Raw genomic sequence first — 17,120 nt, 5'->3', positions numbered from 1 at the left:
TGCACTTCATCACTCAATACTTTTTCATTTGCCAGTTCTGCTTCACGAAGACTTCCACGCGCCCGGCGAGTATGGCCTTTGGCACATAACAGAGACCGAGGAATGGTTGCGCAACAACGTAGAGCTTTCTGAAGCCGAAACTGTTGCCATCGGTCAGATCAAAGGAGAAGGTCGCCGACGCGAATTCCTCGCAGCCCGCATCCTGTTGCACCACATGAGCGGCCGCGCCCGGCGCGGCGAGCTTTTTAAGGACGAATCCGGAAAACCCCACCTCCGAGACTCCCTGTTCCACGTATCCATTAGTCACACTACAGATTATGCCGCAGCAATTGCGCATCCCAATCCATGTGGTGTCGATGTCCAACGGATCGTCCCCCGTATTCGTCGCCTCGCAAATAAATTTGTCGGGGCTGGTGAAAAGCTGCAACTCATTCCAGAATTCGAGCTCTTGCAACTTCACCTGATATGGTCGGCAAAAGAAGCGATGTATAAGGCTTTTGGCCGGCGGAAAATCGACTTTAAGCAACATCTTTTCGTCGATTTTGGAGCATTCAATGCTAACACGACAACCGGCACAGCCTTTTTAAAAAAAGGCAAGGCTGAAATGCTGTTCGATCTTGAATTCAGGATTTACGATAATTTTGTGTTGGTAGGGTGTGTTGAAAGAGTGAAGGTGCTTCTTTGATTCAACTCTTACTTATCTTGCCGCCTTAAGACTCATTAAAAAATGACTCCATCCCTGCCCATATCTGACCACGAAAGCCATAAAAAGACGTTACTCGTTCAGTCCCGGGAGGAGTTGATACTGCTTCTGACGATTCTTTTGAGCGATAATTCTTCGGATTCGTACGAGCTCGAAAAAACACTGCGACTGGCCAATGAGCAGTGCTCAACTATTGGCAAATGGTCTCGTGCCGGCATCTCTAAAATATTTGGAAAGTTGAACCGGGGAGGTTTTGCTTACGAAAGCTACCGTTCCATGGCGGTGACGGATACATGGAGAATACCGTTGTTCTTTTCGGCCGATGCCCTGCGCCCGGAGGAATTGGATGCCATCGTGAACGCCGTAACGAGGATCAAAAGACTACCGCAAGATGGCAGTCAGGGCCATAGTTGGCACATACGGTACAATGAAATTAAGCTTCGTATTCTCCACAAGATACTACTCAATAAAGAGCGGGACTTCGTTCGGCTTTACAGCCTGCTCTCCGATGCGAGGCGGTACTACGAAGACCCGCAACGGCTCACCAAGCAAGCTGTAGATGAGGTACTGACCGTTCTTGACTGGCAGTTCTGGCAAAAGCGGAGTGGCTATTTCCAATGGCTTCACTTCAATAGTCAGCAATTTAACTACGAAGAGTGGCATCCGGACACCCCAGCCCGTTTGCTGCCGCTGATCAAAGAACTCAACCAGACCGAAGACGCCGAAGAATACAGCGAAGATACCCGCTCTGTAGTTATGCTCGGGATGCATTTCTTCAAAGATTTTCCCGACGATTTCAGATTCGACCCCGGTTTACAGGCTGTTGCCCACCTGCTTCAAGGCGACACCAGCAAGGCTGACGCTGCGTTCACGAAAATGACCAACCCCGAACGAGAGGCGAACATCATTGATGTCATCGCGCTTGCGCGCGCTTTCGGGTCAGGGCAAATCACCAAAGAAGAGCTGGAAATACGCGCTTCGAAATTCCGCGAAAGCAGCTATCCCCTCCTGATCAATTGTTTCCTGGCCTACGTGTTCATCCATACAGGTCGAGTGGAAACAGGGGAAAAACTCCTCGAAAAGCAACTCCGCGACGGCCCGACCCACGCCCTTGAATGGATGGTTGCCCTTTGGTGTGTTGCCTGGACCGGGATGAAGCCCCGCCAGACCCTGCTTCGTAAGCTCTTTTCCGATATCGAAGAGGACTCTTACATCGCTATCCCGTGGGTAAAAGACGAAATTCTGAATTCCCTCACCACCATTTTCCCTCACCACGAGAAAGCAGATATGTGGAAGGAGAAGGCGAGCACGCAGGTGCAGGGAAAGTTTTTAATGCAAAATCTTCTCCCCGTCAAAGAACCGTGGGAGTACGCTTTACGCCTTCTGGCCCAAAGCAGGAAAGGCAAGCACCAGGACGACGAAAAGGGTCCTCCTCAGTTCCGTACCGTCTGGGTTATAGATTTTGAAAACGAAGAAATCTTCTGTAAAGAGCAAAAACTCGGCAAAAGCGGTTGGAGCAAAGGCCGCAAAATGAAGTGGTACGAGCTCATCACGCCCAAGAACCCGGAAACGATGGACCCCGCCGATGGCAACGCCGTCAACGCACTGAAAACCATCGATGGCCGCCGGCTAAGCGGTTCCATGATTTACAACGATGACAGTTTATACGTCGATTTCGGCCGGATGCTGCACGAAATCGCAGACCACCCCCGGATTTACCTTGGCGATAAGAAGCGCATCCCCATTGAACTGATCAGGTCCGAGCCAGAACTACAGATCACCGAGACCCCCAACGGTCTGCTCATGAGATTCGACCCGCCGGTCGAGGCCCACGGTTACGTATGGCGCAAAGAAACCCCTACCCGCTACCGTGTTTATCAGCTGAGCGAAGAGCAAGGCAAAATTGCCTGGGCCATCGGCCACGGTATCGAAGTACCCGATACTCAGCGCGAACGGGTAGAAGCGATGGTGGAAGACATCCGGCCTACGGTTAGTGTCCAATCTACTTTCGACCTCATTGATGAGGACCTGGAGCAGGTTCAGGGGAGTACTATGCCCTGCATCCACCTGCTGCCCTTCGGAGATGGTTATCAGGTAGCCGTGTACGTGAAGCCTATCCCCGAAGAGCCCATCTACTTCAAACCGGGAGATGGCTTGCCCCGTACCGTTGTTGTGCTTGAAGAAGGTCGCAAGCTGCTCATTCGTGACTTCAAGGAAGAGATTGCTGAAATTGAAGCAACCCTCGAAGCCTGCCCCACCCTCAACCGGATCGAAGGGAGTTACTACGAGTACACCATCGAAGATACGCAAACAGCATTGCGCATCCTGCTGGAACTCCGGGCCCTGGTACAGGAGCAACTCATTTCCATCGAGCATCCGAAAGGAGAGAAGCTTAAGATCGTTGGAACTGCCAGCTCCGACGAACTGGCCATCAAGGTAGGCAAGAGCCGTGATTGGTTTGAGGTAGACGGCAAGCTGACCGTAAACGAAGAGCGCGTTCTCGACCTCGAGATGCTGTTAGAGCATATGAAAAACCGCGACGAGAACCAGTTCATCGAGTTGAAGGACGGTGAATTCGTCGCCCTCACCGACGAACTCAGAGATCGGGTTCTGGAAATGGAAGGGCTCTTACACAAGAAGGGTAAAAAGTTCCAACTCCCGACCCTTGCCGCCAGTGCTTTCGAAGAGATGGCCGATGGCCTCGAAGACCTCGAATTCGACGATGCCTGGACGGAAAGCCTCGAACGGATCAAGAAGGCTGAATCCATTCGTCCGCGCGTACCAAAAAGCTTCCGTGCTGAATTGCGAGACTATCAGAAAGACGGATTCAAATGGCTGATGCGCCTTGCGGAATGGGGCGTTGGTGGCTGTTTGGCCGACGATATGGGGCTGGGTAAAACCATTCAGGCCCTCGCGATGCTTTCTGCCCGGTCGAAGAAAGGGCCAGCGCTCGTGATCGCTCCCGCTTCCGTTACCCGCAACTGGCAGGCGGAGACCGAACGCTTCGCTCCGGACCTGGTTCCGGTGCTCATCGCAAGCCGATCTGACCTTGATCTTTTACCCCAACTCGGCACCGGCGATCTCGCCCTGGTAAGCTACGGCCTGCTCAGTTTTATTGGCGACGAATTGCAAGCCATCGATTGGGCCACCATCGTACTCGACGAAGCCCAGGCCATCAAAAACACCGCTACGAAACGCGCCAAAATCGTCCAGAATCTGAGCGCAGATTTCAAACTGGCTACCACCGGAACCCCCATAGAGAACCACCTCGGCGAGCTGTGGAGTCTCTTCCGGTTCCTGAACCCCGGTTTACTCAGTGGTAAGACGGCCTTCAACGAAAAATTCAACCGCCCCATTAGCCGCGATGGTAACGAAGAAAGACGCGAAACGCTGAAGAACCTCGTTAAGCCTTTCATCCTCCGCCGCCGCAAAGATCAGGTACTCACCGAGCTGCCACCCAAAACCGAGATTGTACTGAGCGTTGACCTCAGCGACGAGGAAAAGGCGCTTTACGAAGCCATGCGCCGACAGGCCCTGAAGGACATCGCCGCTGCCGACGAACAACAAAAACGTTTCACCGTACTGGCCCAACTCACCAAGCTACGCCAGGCGGCCTGCCACCCACGATTGGTCCGGCCCAACTCAAAAATTGGCAGCGCCAAACTGGAGTTGGTCGGAGAGACCCTCCTCGAGATTCTGGAAAACGGACATAAAGCCCTCATCTTTTCTCAGTTCGTGAAACACCTTAAGATCGTTGAAAACTGGGTCAAAGGCCAGGGCATCGAATATCAATACCTCGACGGGAGCACCCCCGGTAAAAAAAGGGAAGAGTCAGTAGACGCCTTCCAAAATGGCGAAGGCAAAGTATTTTTGATCAGCCTTAAGGCCGGTGGTACCGGCCTCAACCTCACGGAAGCCGACTACGTCCTCCACCTCGATCCCTGGTGGAACCCGGCGGCCGAAGACCAGGCCAGCGACCGCGCTCACCGCATCGGGCAGCAACGTCCTGTAACCGTCTACCGCTTCGTCTCCGAAGGAACGATTGAGGAACAGATAATCGCCCTCCACAAAGAAAAACGAGATCTGGCGGATCAGATCCTCAGCGGAACGGGTAAAGCGGGTAAACTGGGTGTAGATGAAATTCTGGATATGATAAAGGATGCGTAGACCCGTTCAATACTCACGCTGTGAGCGAGTTTCCCTGGAGTTACAATGGTCCGCTACAGTTTGTAGCTAATGAGATGACTTTACTTCCGTGCTGCCAGTCTGTGCAGGGGCGTAACAGCATCATAACTCGTCATACATCCCGTCTAGCATGCCTGCCGGTGGCCTACTTTTGAGGTCAAAAGGTAGCAAAAACCTCGGCTGCGACGCCGGCCACCGTTGATTGTTATGTTCAGAACACAGAGCTTAACGTGAAGAAGGCCATTAGACTATACTTCAGGGAAAAACCAACGCCTTCTTTGCATAGGCATAAATCAAGGTTTAAGCTTCTAAAGAGGCTGTTTTTCTATCCAAAAGCTAAGTGGTTGCAAATGGAACCTAAAGTTTCAACTCCTGAGTATCGGCCTTGGCACCGGCAGTAAAAATTGGTGTACAATCGACTTAGTTACATGACCATTTCATTTTCCGCTGGACGAAAGAGCATAAAACGTAGGTGCTGAATAGTCTTACACACACCTAAAATGCAAGCAGAGGGTAGGATATTAAAGATTTCTGGAGCGAAAGCGCCCTAAAATCGTAGCGGACCATTGAGTTATGCGCGCTACACGTTCATCAAAAGTTAAATCTTCCCTCCCGGGAGTTAAATTCAGGAGATATTGTAGCGGTTCAGTTTAGTCCGTACGATCAAACGCGCTGCCGGATTACGTACAAGAAGTTATTCTGAACTGAGCTGGTCGGGGATAGGCGGAACGCAGTTACTCCATCCACTCTCTACTTAAACCACGACGCGTACTTCAGGTAAGCACCCGCGATCCGTTCGATGGTATCCTCCCGCTGAGCGGGAGCAAGGTCTTTGATCTTTTTGGCCGGGATGCCAGCGTACACCGAGTTGGCTTCGCAGCGCATATTGGCGGGAACGACGGCACCCGCACCGATGATGACATTGGACTCCACCACCGCATCGTCCATCACAATGGCGCCCATCCCGATCAGGACAGAATCGTGGATGGTACAGCCGTGCACAATGGCCCGGTGGCCGATGCTGACGTCGTTGCCGATGGTCGTAGCGGCCCGTTCGTAGGTACCATGGATGACGGCTCCATCCTGAATGTTGACACGATCACCGCAGGTGATGGCATTTACGTCTCCGCGTACGACGGCGGTGTACCAAACGGAGCAATCATCCCCAAGGGTTACTTCACCGATGAGGGTAGCGTTCTCGGCGAGGAAGCAGTTTTCACCGTACTTGGGAGTGTGGTTTCTTACGGGAACGATCAGTGGCATAGTTAGTGGGTAGTTGGTAGAATGTAGTTGGTAGTTCGTAGTTGGGTAGAATGTAGTTGCTGCCGGGCGGGAGGGGCCCTAATTACCGACTATATTCTACGCGCTACCTACTCATTCTAAGCGACCTCGTGGCCGACGGCAGCCTCCAGAATGGCGAACCAATCCTGAGTTTCCAGTTCGAGATCGAGGGCGAGGCGGGTTCCGGTGAGGCGTTCCTTCTTTGTAGTACCAACCACCGGGATTGCTCCGACCGGATGCTTCAGCAACCACGCCAGAAGGATTACGTCTTCGCCGACGTTTCCGTATTTCTCCGCCAGTGTTTTCACGGTATCGCGCAGACGGAGAACAGTGGTGGATTCCCCCTTGAAATACTTTGCTCCTCCGAGCGGGCTCCATACCATTGGCCTGATGTTGGCCGCGAGGAGCTGATCGAAAGTTCCGTCGTAGAAACAATCGGGGTGTAAGGGATGACATTCCACCTGGTTCGTGACCAGGGTAACCGCCTGACTCAGGAGCCCAAACTGGCTTGGGGTAAAATTGCTGACCCCGAAGGAACGAACCTTTCCCGACTGCTCAAGGTGGGTGAAGGCCTCGGCAATTTCGGCTGGATTCATCAATGGGCTCGGTCGGTGCAGCAGAAAAAGGTCGAGGTAATCGGTCTGCAGGTTTTTCAGGCTCTGTTCGGCGGAAGCGATGATGTAGTCGCGGCTGAGGTCATAGCTTTTCAGCCGGTTTTCGGGGCGGCGGTTGGTCTCCAGCCGGATACCGCATTTCGTGATGAGCTCCATTTGGGCGCGGACGCTGGTGCCGAGTTTGTTAAGGGCATGGCCAAAAGAAGCTTCGGTAGAGTAATGTCCGTAAATATCGGCATGATCGAAGCTGGTTATGCCGAGGTCCAGGCAATGTCCGATCATGTCGGCGATTTCCGAAGCGGAGTAGTCGATTCCCCATTCTCCCCAGGTCATGGTTCCGGCAACTATCCGGGAGAGGTTGGGTCCGTCGGAAGAAAGGTTTACCTGATCGATTGCGTTCATCTGTTGATTGGTCATTTAGTCTGTAGGAGACGAACAATTCATCGGGCAGTAAGATCATTCATCGTGGATCAAAAGTAGTGTTTCCTGCGGAGAGGTCGGGATATGACTACATTTGCCCGGTTCCATGCGGACACTCCAGCAAAGAATTCAAGCAAGATAATACCAATGAAACACCTCCATTTAGCCGTAGCGGCCCTCTTCGCCCTTTGTGCCTACTGGCAACTCAACGATCCGGACTGGAACAAATGGGTAGCAGCATATGGTGTAGTTGTGTTTGTTGCACTCCGTGCCTTCTGGGGAGGCCTGCGGCCCATCGTTCCGCTGCTCCCTGCTCTTGTTCTTTTTGGATGGTGGACTACCTACGTGCCGGAATTCGCCCGGTGGCTTAACGACGGAATGCCTACCATCACCGGCTCGATGAAGGCCGAATCTCCGCACGTAGAGCTTACGCGGGAGTTTTTCGGGCTGATGATTTGCTGGATGGCGCTGGGCTTCTACGCCTGGCAGGCGTGGGCCAAAGCCCGGAGCACGAAATGATTTTCACCCTGCCGGAGGAGCGATCCTGGAAAACTCTTTTTCACCTGCGGCCGCGCCACCGTACTTTTATCACGTTTCTGGTCAGGGCTTCTGCACAGCGACCCGCAGCGCACGCCCCCACACCAGTACCTGCCCTCCGTATACGCACAGCCACAGCAATAAAACCGTGAAACTGAGCGCCTGCGCACCGGCGTACCAAACCCTGCTGCGCAGGTCAGTGAGTAAATATTTGAACGCCAGCACGTCGGCCACCGAAAGAATGGCGTAGGCAAGAATGAACAGCAGTACTCCCTTGAGTAATTTACGGAGGTACCACAACAGCCTCGGCAGGCTCCGCATGTTCAGTGCCGCCCGCTTGCGGCGCAGGTACAAAACGCTGAAAAGCACGTAAAGCGGCCAGCCAAACAAAAACAGCGCCTGTTCGAGGCCACCGTAGAATGGGTTGTAGAAATACCGGCCGGTCTCATGCCGGAACGAGGGAAACAGCCAGATGGCCAGAAAATACAGCGTCTGCCCGATGGGCAGCGTCAGGTGCTTCATGTCGGTCCACCGGAACTGGTAGGAAGGATAGAGGCTGATCTTAACGTGGCTGAACAGTAAAACCGGCAACCACAAACTGAAATAGATCGGCAAGTAACGCAACCACGGATCGCTGATCAGCCACCCCCCAAAGTCGAGGGCAAAATGAAGCTGCGTGAGCCCCCCCAGAATGAGCAGCGCTCCGTATAACCGGTTGGCCCTTCGCTCGCCGGATTGCTTCAGGAAGAATAATCCGCCGATAGCCAGAGCCGCAACAATAGCGACAGCCATCAGGGCAAGCGGCAGAAGAACGGGAAGAGCGGGCATGCAGCAAAGGTAGGAAGGAAAATAACAGTTGGCACGACAAGTATGCAAACAAAAACACCGGCCCTCAAACTCAGAGGTGCCGGTGAAAACTACATCTAGTAATCAATTAAAAATCAGGGTTACACATACATTTCACTAAGAGTTTAAGAGTCTCCGACTCTTATTTGCTGATGATCTCAAATGCGCCGTTCTTGATCTGACGAAGACCGCTTTTGAGGTATTTGGTCATTTCTTTCTTGCTGGCTTCAGCCAGCCCGTCAAAGTTTACCACCTGGTTCAGGAGGGTATCTTTCAGGCTTACCAGGTAATCTGCGGCGTCGCCGAAGTCCGGAGCATCGGAGAACTCCCAAACCAGTACCCGGTCCGTGATCTTGGTCTGCCCGAGGTGAGGCATTCCTTTGGCGTAGCTTGCGTTTACCAGGCCGGTGTAGTCGAAATCGTAGGGTACGAAAGTGTTCTGACCATCGGGAGTGGTTACCATTTTAAGGTTACGGATCATCCGGGTGCTGTAGTCGGCGTTACCGATCATGTACTGAAACAAGGTGACGACTTCAGCATTGTCTACGTTTACGATTGGCATATTGTAGCAATCGCTGCAGGTTTCAGCTTCAATGCGGTTTTTCATTTCGTCGACATCCTCGATCAGGATAGCGTAGCTGGTAGTGGTGCTGCCGTCGACAGTATTAACGTAAGTGATGGTGAGGAGCTGGGTACGGAAGCTGGCGGCGGGGTTTACGGTACGGTAGAGTTCGTAGGCGAGTTGCTCGCGGAGCAAAGCGTCTTGTCCGGCTTCGTCGTTAGTACAGTGAGTTACCAGTTTGAAGTCGTTGTGGGTATTGAGGCCCGCAGCGCGGAGACCATCTTTTGCAAACTTCAACTTCAGAGGCGGCATTGCACAGGCACTGCGGCGGAATTTGCCGCGAACCGCCACTTCAAGATCAAGCACTTCGCCGTCCTGAACAACTTTGGCGGGCATAAAGTCTACTTTCTTACGGTATACCTCCAGGCTGTCAAAATTTACGTGAAGCTCGATGCTGGTGTTACTATCCGTCATCCAGTGATCGAAAAGGCTGCTACCCGACTTCCCGGCGCCGGAAGCAAAAACAGCGCAGCTGATAAGAAGGCTGTAAAGAGAAGTAAGGAAGAAGCGTTTCATGATCTGTAATTTGTATGGGTTGTAAGAAGAGACTTTCGTTTTTGTGAATGGTTGCACTTTGTTTTGGAATTTTTATTCCCTGTGCTTTGATAAATCAAATGTCGGGGGAGTTTCGACGCAGAAAAAATAAGTTCTATGGCTCCTTGGTTTTGTTCGACGAACGCTTGTTTTATTCGGTGAACGGTAGTTACTTTTTACCTTTTCATCGTCTAAAGCCCTTTTAAGGCGCAAACGCAGGTGCAAAGGCGGTTGAAGCACAATAGTACCCACGCCAAGACCATGCCACAAGCCACGGAAACTGCAATTCAACTACTTACACTTAACGATAAAATGAAATGTGTTCGATTACGAACACTAAGGTGTTCGGTTTTGCAGAAAGGAGGAGGAGGGGAAGCCCCGCCAACAGCAATGAAAGCATGAAACCGGACCACGCCCACTGCTCAGGATACAGAAGGGCGCCCCGTTTTTACTGATGAATACGTAAAACCAGGTCTCCGCACTAAAGGAAACAGACCTTCCGGCCTATCCTGCTTACCCTTCCGGCCAGAAATGGCCGGGGATTAAGGGGAACGGATTACCGCCCGGAACCAAGACCGGGCAACGCGCGTCCCCTATCCTCATTTAGTCAGAAGCCGTCTTTTACTTTTCACCGAAAGGCAAAGTATACAGGATACTACAGGATGCCCTTGCTCATTATTCACACCACTTTTAGTCTGATAAAACTCACTGTGAATGAAACAAGATAAGCTTACCCTCCATTTTTTCCCGTTAGTGTTTTTGGTCGCGCTGGCGGTTCTTCCCTCCTGCAACTCTAAAGAAGAAATCCTCGATGAAATGGAAGTCGAAATGCAACCGGTAACCGATGAAGATACCAGCCCGATCACGGAGTGCACCACCGCGGGCACAAACGCCGTCCGGGAAACAGACATCCCAAATCCCGTTAACGTAGGAACAGCTGATGACCGGAGCTGCTACGCCAACTACATGGAAAGCACCATTGACGGAACAACGTGGGGCGTGTACAACATCACTCATAACTCCAACCACCTTGATGCTAACGGCCTGCAGCCCCGAATTGAACGATCGCTGAATCGATCCCAAACAACCGGAGTAGGGAGTTACGCCCGGTTTACGGGCACAGTCCGGATTTTGGAAACGGGCAAAACGAACTCCGACGGTAGCGACGGCACATACATCATACAAGCCAAAGGAAAGCACACCGGCGGCGGAGGCTCTAACGACCCCGCCATCTGTTTGTACTTAGCCAAGCCAGTGTACGGCCCCGACAGTAACGGCAATCAGGTACAGGTATCGTTCGATCTCTTTCGCGAACAGATCAATTTCCGTGGCGGATCGGGCGAACAGGGCAGAGACCTTGTCTTCCTTACCAACATCCCGAAAGGAGAAGCCACCGACGTCGAGCTGGAAGTTGGATTCAGACAGGATCCCGATGATCCTACCCGGAAAATCCACTACGCTGACGCCGTAATCGGCGGCACTCCTTACAACTGGAACATCCCGGAACCCGAAAGAGCCTTACAATCAGGCATCAGGTACGGAGCTTACCGGGTCAAAGGCGGCAGAGCACAAATCAGATGGGCCAATACCACTTATGAGAAAGTGGAGATTCAGTAAGGAGTCAGGTAACTCCCCAATGTGCATTGGGGTAGCCTGCTGACTACCCTCTGCTTAAAAGGAAAAAGCTCAACCACGACTTCGTACTTCCGTAGTCCGCATCATACTCAGGAATACGGTAAAAGGGACAGAACGTATCAGCAGCTGGCCGTTCCCTGCGGCTTCGATATGTCGATAAGGGAATCTACCTACCGTACCACCGGAATCCGCACCGAGCTCGGATACTCCGCTGAGTGGTGAACCATGTTCCGGGCCACCACGCCTTTGCTTTCGTCGTAGTTACGCCCACCGGTATTGAGGTTGCGGTCGAAGCGGGGGAAGTTCGAGCTGGAAACTTCCACCCGGATGGAGTGCCCCGGCTTAAAGTAGTTGGCGGTACTTAGTGGTGTCAGTTCTACTTTGTAGACCTTGCCCTTCCCCATCCATACTTCTTTGTCATAGCCTTCGCGGTAACGGACGCGCTGAATGGTTTCGTCGAGGTTGTAGGCGGTGCCGTCGGGGGCAACGTCGATGAGCTTTACGGTAAAGTCGGTGTCCTTTGCGTCGGAGCTGACGTAGAGGGTCGTTTCGATGCTGCCGGCGATTTCCACACCGTCCTTAAACGGTTCGGTGGTGTAAACGAGGATATCGTTGCGGGTTTCCATTACGCGCTGATCGAAGGCACCTCCCTTTACGGCGTTGCCGGTACAGCAAACATTGCCGCCGTAACTCGGTACGGGATTCATAGGGTCATACACAAAGCCATCGGGCTTATCCGAAGCGGGAGCCTTGCTGACGAGACGACCGTTGCCGTGCAACGTGTTGGCGCTCCCGTCGGAGTCGAGGTAGAACGTCTCCATTTTGGCGGCTGGCGGAGGCCAGGCCGTGCTCGACTTCCATTCGTTGCTTCCCATAACGTAATACTGCACCCGCGGCCGCGCCTGCTGCGCTTCCCCCTTTAGGTGCTGCGCAAAAAAAGCTTCTATCTGCTCCTGGTAATTGAGTCGTGCGTCGCCAACGGAGCGCTCTCCGACGATGGTGTTTGCCGTTGCCCGCGTGTACGCGCAGTGCAGGGTCGGGGCGATGACGAGGAACTGCTCATCGCGCATTTTCTCCGTCGTTGCGTGCTTGCGTACGTGGTTGAACAGCGCGAGATTAGGACTGATAGAAACATCATACCAACTCGTGAACCAGAAGGCGGGTACATCGAACGGCATATCGTCGTGGTAGAGGCCGCCTTCAAACCATTCTTTGCTGTTTGGTGTCCGGGTTACCATTTCCTCGAAAATGCCTTGCGGGCCGTTTTGTGCTTTAATGATGTCTTGCACGGGCAGGGTTTTCAGTCCGTCTTCCCATGCTACCCGGGGATACTCCGGTGCCATATCGTGGAAGCGCTGGAGGCGCAGCAAGTCTTCTCTCGTGGCGTTTTTCGGGATGCGTGGCCGCATCGGGTCGTGCTGTACGCTGTACAGCCAGGCGATGAACAACATCTGGGTCGCGCCACCGCGGTACCAGTTGCCCTGCTCCTGAAACTTACCGATTTTGCCGACACCCGCTCCGTAGCCCTGCGGTACGATAGCTTTGAGTGCAGGATGGCCGAGGGCAGCTACGGCCATCTGCCATTCGGCGGTAGAGGAACAGCCGAGCAGACCGATATTCCCGTTGCTCCAGTCACGTTCGGCCAGCCAGGTGAAGGCATCGTAGCCATCGGTAGTTGGCGTTCCGAGGATGTCCCATTCGCCTTCCGAGTAGTAGCGACCGCGTTCGTTTTGCACAACATAGGCGTAGCCGGCCTTCACCCAATCGAGGGCGCGCTGGTAGGTGCGGGTACGCTCTTCGCCATCCACCCAGCCGTTCATTTGGTAGGGTGTACGGCTCAGGATAACGGGGACTTTTTCATCAGTTTTGGGGCGGTAAACATCGGTTCGCAGCCGAATGCCATCGCGCATCGGTGCCATGTGCATTTGCTCTACGTGGGCGATTTTAGCGAGTTCCAGGTATTCGCGGCTGCTCTGGGAGAGTAGCTGGGCGGGGCCGCAGGTGCATAGCAGGAGTAAAAAGAGCAGAGAAAACTGACGCATTGAATATTGGGTATTTGGTTGGGGGGATTAAGGTACGTCGTTCTAGTGACCTAAACCAGACAAACTAATGAAACGGCCAGCGTGTTCTCAATATCCCCTGTCTTCACGGGCATTAAAACTCAGACTTATGTATTCGCAAGCTATTGCTTATTCTATCCTCGAACTGGCCGTTGTCTCTAAGGGAGACCCGGTAAGCACCACCTTTGCCAACTCGCTCGCGCTTGCGCAGGCGGCGGAAGCTGCCGGATACAAGCGCTTCTGGCTCGCCGAGCACCACAACACCGCCAGTGTAGGCAGTAACTCTCCGCCCGTATTGATTGGCCATATTGCCGGAGGGACCAAAACACTTCGCGTAGGCTCCGGCGGGGTGATGCTGCCCAACCACTCTCCCCTCGTGGTGGCCGAGCAGTTTGGTACCCTGGGCAACCTGTACCCCAACCGGATCGATCTTGGTCTGGGCCGGGCGCCGGGCACCGATCAGGTAACAGCACAAGCGATCCGGTCAGATTTTATGCAGGCCGCCCATTCTTTCCCCCGCGAGATTGAGAAGATTCAGCAATACTTCTCTCCAGACAACCAGCATGCAGCGGTGCGCGCTCCGGTAGCCGAAGGAGTAGACGTTCCGCTGTACATCCTCGGGTCCAGCACGGACAGTGCTCACCTTGCTGCGAAGAAAGGCCTTCCTTACGCCTTCGCCAGCCATTTTGCCACGGCACAATTATTCAATGCGCTCGAGATCTACCACAGGGAGTTTAAACCATCGGTACAACTGGAAAAGCCCTACACTATTGCTGGCGTAAATATTGTGGTTGCTGACACCGACGAAGAAGCAGAACGACTCTACACCTCCATCCTCCGGATGTTCATTGGCCTGGTTACCGGCAACAGGGATTTCCTGCAGCCGCCAACCGACATGACCGACGAACTCAGGGGCGCCCTTCGGCACCCTACCATCAGCCAAATGCTGAAGTTCTCGTTTGTGGGCAGTAAAGAAACCGTAAAAGCCCAGGTAGAGGAATTCCTGCAACAGACGGGCGTTGACGAACTGATTGCCGCTACCGCCATCTACAATCACGAAGACCGGTTCAAGTCTTACGCTCTGTTCGCCGAAATCATGCAGGAGATCAACGCTACGGCTAAGCCGGAAGCAGCGGGGGTGCACCAGGTCGGGTAGGAAACTGATTTTTTAAAACCTCCCCCTGCATCCTGCGGCCGCGCCTGATTATCTTACCGGAAATTTAACCGGATGTCCAGAACCACCACCTACCCCACCCCGATCCGCTGGGGAATCATCGGTTGCGGAGACGTAACCGAAGTAAAAAGCGGGCCCGCCTACCAGAAAACCAAAGGCTTTGAACTCAAAGCAGTGATGCGCCGCAACGAAGCTAAGTTGAAGGACTACGCCCTGCGCCACGGCGTCGAAAAAACGTACACCGATGCCGATGCCCTGATCAATGACCCGGACATCGACGCCGTTTACATCGCTACCCCACCCGACTCCCACCGCCACTACGCGGTGAAGGTCGCCGCCGCAGGAAAGATCTGCTGCGTGGAAAAACCCTTAGCCCCGAGCTACGCCGACAGCCTCGCCATCTGCGATGCTTTTGCGCAGCAGGAGGTTCCTCTTTTTTCGGCTTACTACCGGCGCTCCCTGCCCCGTTTCGAACAAATCGCCACCTGGTTAAAGGCCGGAAAGATCGGCGAAATCCGCCATGTAAACTGGCACCTCAGCAAGCAACCCGATGCCCTGGACTTATCAGGTGCGCCCAACTGGCGGACAAACCCCGCGGTAGCCCCCGGCGGCTATTTCGATGACCTGGCCAGCCACGGGTTAGACCTCCTCACCTTTCTGCTGGGCGACATCACTACCGTTCATGGCATCAGCCTGAACCAGCAGGGGCTCTACGGTGCCAAAGATGCTTTTTCGGCCTGCTGGCTTCACGCCGGAGGGGTTACCGGCGCGGGGAGCTGGAACTTTGGCAGCAGCCAAACTGAAGACAACGTAGAAATTTCAGGTAGCGACGGCAGCATTCGTTTTTCTGTCTTCGACGAAAAGCCGGTGGTGCTCAACTACGGCAAAAAGAGAAAAGAACGCTTCATCAAACACCCTAAGCACGTCCAGATGCCCCATGTGGAAAACATGAAAAAGGAATTGTTGGACGGGAACTTCCGTCATCCTTCGACGGGTGCCACCGCTCTACATACCAGCTGGATTATGGACAGAATAATGGGGAGGGTGTAAATTGTAGCACCTGATGGTTACTTTGGCTTTTCAAATTAAAGCCGATCTATGTCTACAAGAAGACAATTCCTCCAACGCTTTCCTACCCTGCTCGCCGTGCCGCTGCTCGCTACTCAGCAGGCAAACGCAACCACCCTTAGCGGTCCGCTACAACGCTTTGCGGCCAACGACCAAATCAACCTGGCCTGCATCGGTATGGGCATCCAGGGCTTCAACGATGTGAACGCCGCGCTCGGCAACCCGGGCGTAAAGATGGTAGCGGCATGCGACCTGTACGACGGCCGGCTGGCCCGGGCGCAGGAAGTGTACGGCGAGGACATTTTTGTCACCCGCGACTACCGCGAGGTCCTTTCCCGCAAAGACATCGACGCCGTCATTGTAGCCACTTCTGATCACTGGCACGACGCCATCACGATTGCGGCGCTGGATGCGGGCAAGCATGTTTATTGCGAGAAACCGCTGGTGCAAAGTCTGGATGAAGGCAAGGCCGTACTGGAGGCAGAACAACGTAACCCCGGTGTTCTGATCGTTGGCAGCCAGAGGGTCAGCTCGTTGCTAACTGAGAAAGCGCGGGACATTTACCGCAGCGGAGAGCTCGGCGAGCTGGTCATGATCGAGACCTTTACTGATCGCTTCGATGCGCTTGGCGCATGGCAATACTCGATCCCCCGGGATGCCTCGCCCGAGACGGTTGACTGGGACACCTTCCTTAAAAACAGCCAGGAGATGCCTTTTGATGCTACCCGTTTTTTCCGGTGGCGCAATTACCAGGACTACGGCACCGGAGTTGGGGGCGATCTCTTTGTTCATCTTTTCTCGGGTAGTCACCGGGTACTGGACTCGCTGGGCCCTAACCGGATTTACGCCACCGGCGGCCTCCGGTACTGGGAGGACGGGCGCGACGTACCCGACGTATTCATTGCCAGCTGCGACTACGGCAAGCAAGCCGGACACCCGGCCTTCAATATGCAACTGCGCGTCAACTTCGTGGCGGGCGGTGGAGGCGACTCCAGGACGCGGTTCGTTGGCACCGAAGGCAGTTTGGAACTGGGCTGGAACTCCATCACCCTGAAGCGCAACAAACTCCCCGCCGCTCCCGGCTACGGCGGCTGGGATGCCTTCAATACCTTTGCGGAACCACAGCGCAAGGAGTTCGAGCAGTGGTACAAAGCCCAGTATCCGCCCGCCCCACCAACGATCGAGGGCCCTAAAGAATGGACTTACCGTACACCGGAGGGGTACTCTGATCACGTACACCACTTCAACAACTGGTTTACGGCCATCCGCAACGGAGGCACCGTGGTGGAAGACGGAGCCTTTGGCTTCCGGGCTGCGGCACCATCGCTGGCGGCGAACGTCAGTTACTTCGAACGGAGAATTGTTGAGTGGGACCCGTTGACCATGACCAGCAAATAAGTACTAAAGAGGAGAGCTCCGGCGGGGCTGGGAAAAAAATGAA

General features: G+C 53.9%; 12 protein-coding genes. 7 read left to right on the top strand and 5 right to left on the bottom strand.

Annotated features, from left to right (window positions below; genetic code table 11):
• Nucleotides 1-28: 28 nt before the first annotated feature.
• Together FUA23_RS18920 and FUA23_RS18915 are read left to right on the top strand one after the other, a co-directional pair.
• Entirely contained in the window at nt 29-685 is a 657-nt protein-coding gene (locus tag FUA23_RS18920) for a 4'-phosphopantetheinyl transferase family protein (RefSeq protein ID WP_147932336.1), read from the top strand.
• Nucleotides 686-727: 42 nt separating this feature from the next.
• Nucleotides 728-4,870, top strand: a complete 4,143-nt coding sequence (locus FUA23_RS18915) for a DEAD/DEAH box helicase (protein ID WP_147932335.1) — start codon at nt 728-730, stop codon at nt 4,868-4,870.
• A 768-nt stretch (nt 4,871-5,638) separates the two neighbouring features.
• Here the strand turns inward: FUA23_RS18915 and FUA23_RS18910 are convergent.
• Both FUA23_RS18910 and FUA23_RS18905 read right to left on the bottom strand, forming a co-directional pair.
• Nucleotides 5,639-6,151: a gamma carbonic anhydrase family protein gene (locus FUA23_RS18910; RefSeq protein WP_147932334.1), complete on the bottom strand. Its 513-nt coding sequence runs from the start codon at nt 6,149-6,151 to the stop codon at nt 5,639-5,641.
• Between the two features lie 116 nt (nt 6,152-6,267).
• The gene (locus FUA23_RS18905; RefSeq protein ID WP_246144368.1) at nt 6,268-7,200 is read right to left on the bottom strand and encodes an aldo/keto reductase; all 933 of its coding nucleotides are present in this window, start codon (nt 7,198-7,200) and stop codon (nt 6,268-6,270) included.
• A gap of 150 nt (nt 7,201-7,350) precedes the next feature.
• Here FUA23_RS18905 and FUA23_RS18900 point away from each other — a divergent pair, with 150 nt between their 5' ends.
• Complete coding sequence (locus FUA23_RS18900) at nt 7,351-7,722, top strand: transmembrane 220 family protein (RefSeq protein ID WP_187271128.1); 372 nt, start codon at nt 7,351-7,353, stop codon at nt 7,720-7,722.
• Nucleotides 7,723-7,803: 81 nt separating this feature from the next.
• On the opposite strand, the gene FUA23_RS18895 is transcribed toward FUA23_RS18900, so the two are convergent.
• Nucleotides 7,804-8,568, bottom strand: a complete 765-nt coding sequence (locus FUA23_RS18895) for a hypothetical protein (RefSeq protein ID WP_147932332.1) — start codon at nt 8,566-8,568, stop codon at nt 7,804-7,806.
• A 160-nt stretch (nt 8,569-8,728) separates the two neighbouring features.
• A complete protein-coding gene (locus FUA23_RS18890) occupies nt 8,729-9,724 on the bottom strand; it encodes a CotH family protein (protein ID WP_147932331.1) in 996 nt (331 codons plus the stop codon).
• 732 nt (nt 9,725-10,456) lie between these two features.
• Here FUA23_RS18890 and FUA23_RS18885 point away from each other — a divergent pair.
• Nucleotides 10,457-11,359: a hypothetical protein gene (locus FUA23_RS18885; RefSeq protein ID WP_147932330.1), complete on the top strand. Its 903-nt coding sequence runs from the start codon at nt 10,457-10,459 to the stop codon at nt 11,357-11,359.
• Nucleotides 11,360-11,547: 188 nt separating this feature from the next.
• On the opposite strand, the gene FUA23_RS18880 is transcribed toward FUA23_RS18885, so the two are convergent.
• Nucleotides 11,548-13,419: a CocE/NonD family hydrolase gene (locus tag FUA23_RS18880; protein WP_147932329.1), complete on the bottom strand. Its 1,872-nt coding sequence runs from the start codon at nt 13,417-13,419 to the stop codon at nt 11,548-11,550.
• Nucleotides 13,420-13,546: 127 nt separating this feature from the next.
• On the opposite strand from FUA23_RS18880, the gene FUA23_RS18875 reads away from it, so the two are divergent.
• The 3 genes from FUA23_RS18875 to FUA23_RS18865 all read left to right on the top strand — a co-directional run bounded on the left by FUA23_RS18875 (nt 13,547) and on the right by FUA23_RS18865 (nt 17,077).
• A complete protein-coding gene (locus FUA23_RS18875) occupies nt 13,547-14,593 on the top strand; it encodes an LLM class flavin-dependent oxidoreductase (RefSeq protein ID WP_147932328.1) in 1,047 nt (348 codons plus the stop codon).
• 72 nt (nt 14,594-14,665) lie between these two features.
• Nucleotides 14,666-15,661 carry a Gfo/Idh/MocA family protein gene (locus FUA23_RS18870; protein ID WP_147932327.1) on the top strand — a complete coding sequence of 332 codons (996 nt, stop codon included), beginning with the start codon at nt 14,666-14,668 and terminating at the stop codon, nt 15,659-15,661.
• A 48-nt stretch (nt 15,662-15,709) separates the two neighbouring features.
• The gene (locus FUA23_RS18865) at nt 15,710-17,077 is read left to right on the top strand and encodes a Gfo/Idh/MocA family protein (RefSeq protein WP_147932326.1); all 1,368 of its coding nucleotides are present in this window, start codon (nt 15,710-15,712) and stop codon (nt 17,075-17,077) included.
• The last annotated feature ends 43 nt before the right edge of the window (nt 17,078-17,120 follow it).

It is taken from the genome of Neolewinella aurantiaca, from assembly GCF_008014675.1.
In the GTDB taxonomy this organism is placed as follows: domain Bacteria; phylum Bacteroidota; class Bacteroidia; order Chitinophagales; family Saprospiraceae; genus Neolewinella; species Neolewinella aurantiaca.
Note: the sequence above shows the minus strand (reverse complement) of the source record. Positions and strands in the feature narration are given on the sequence as shown.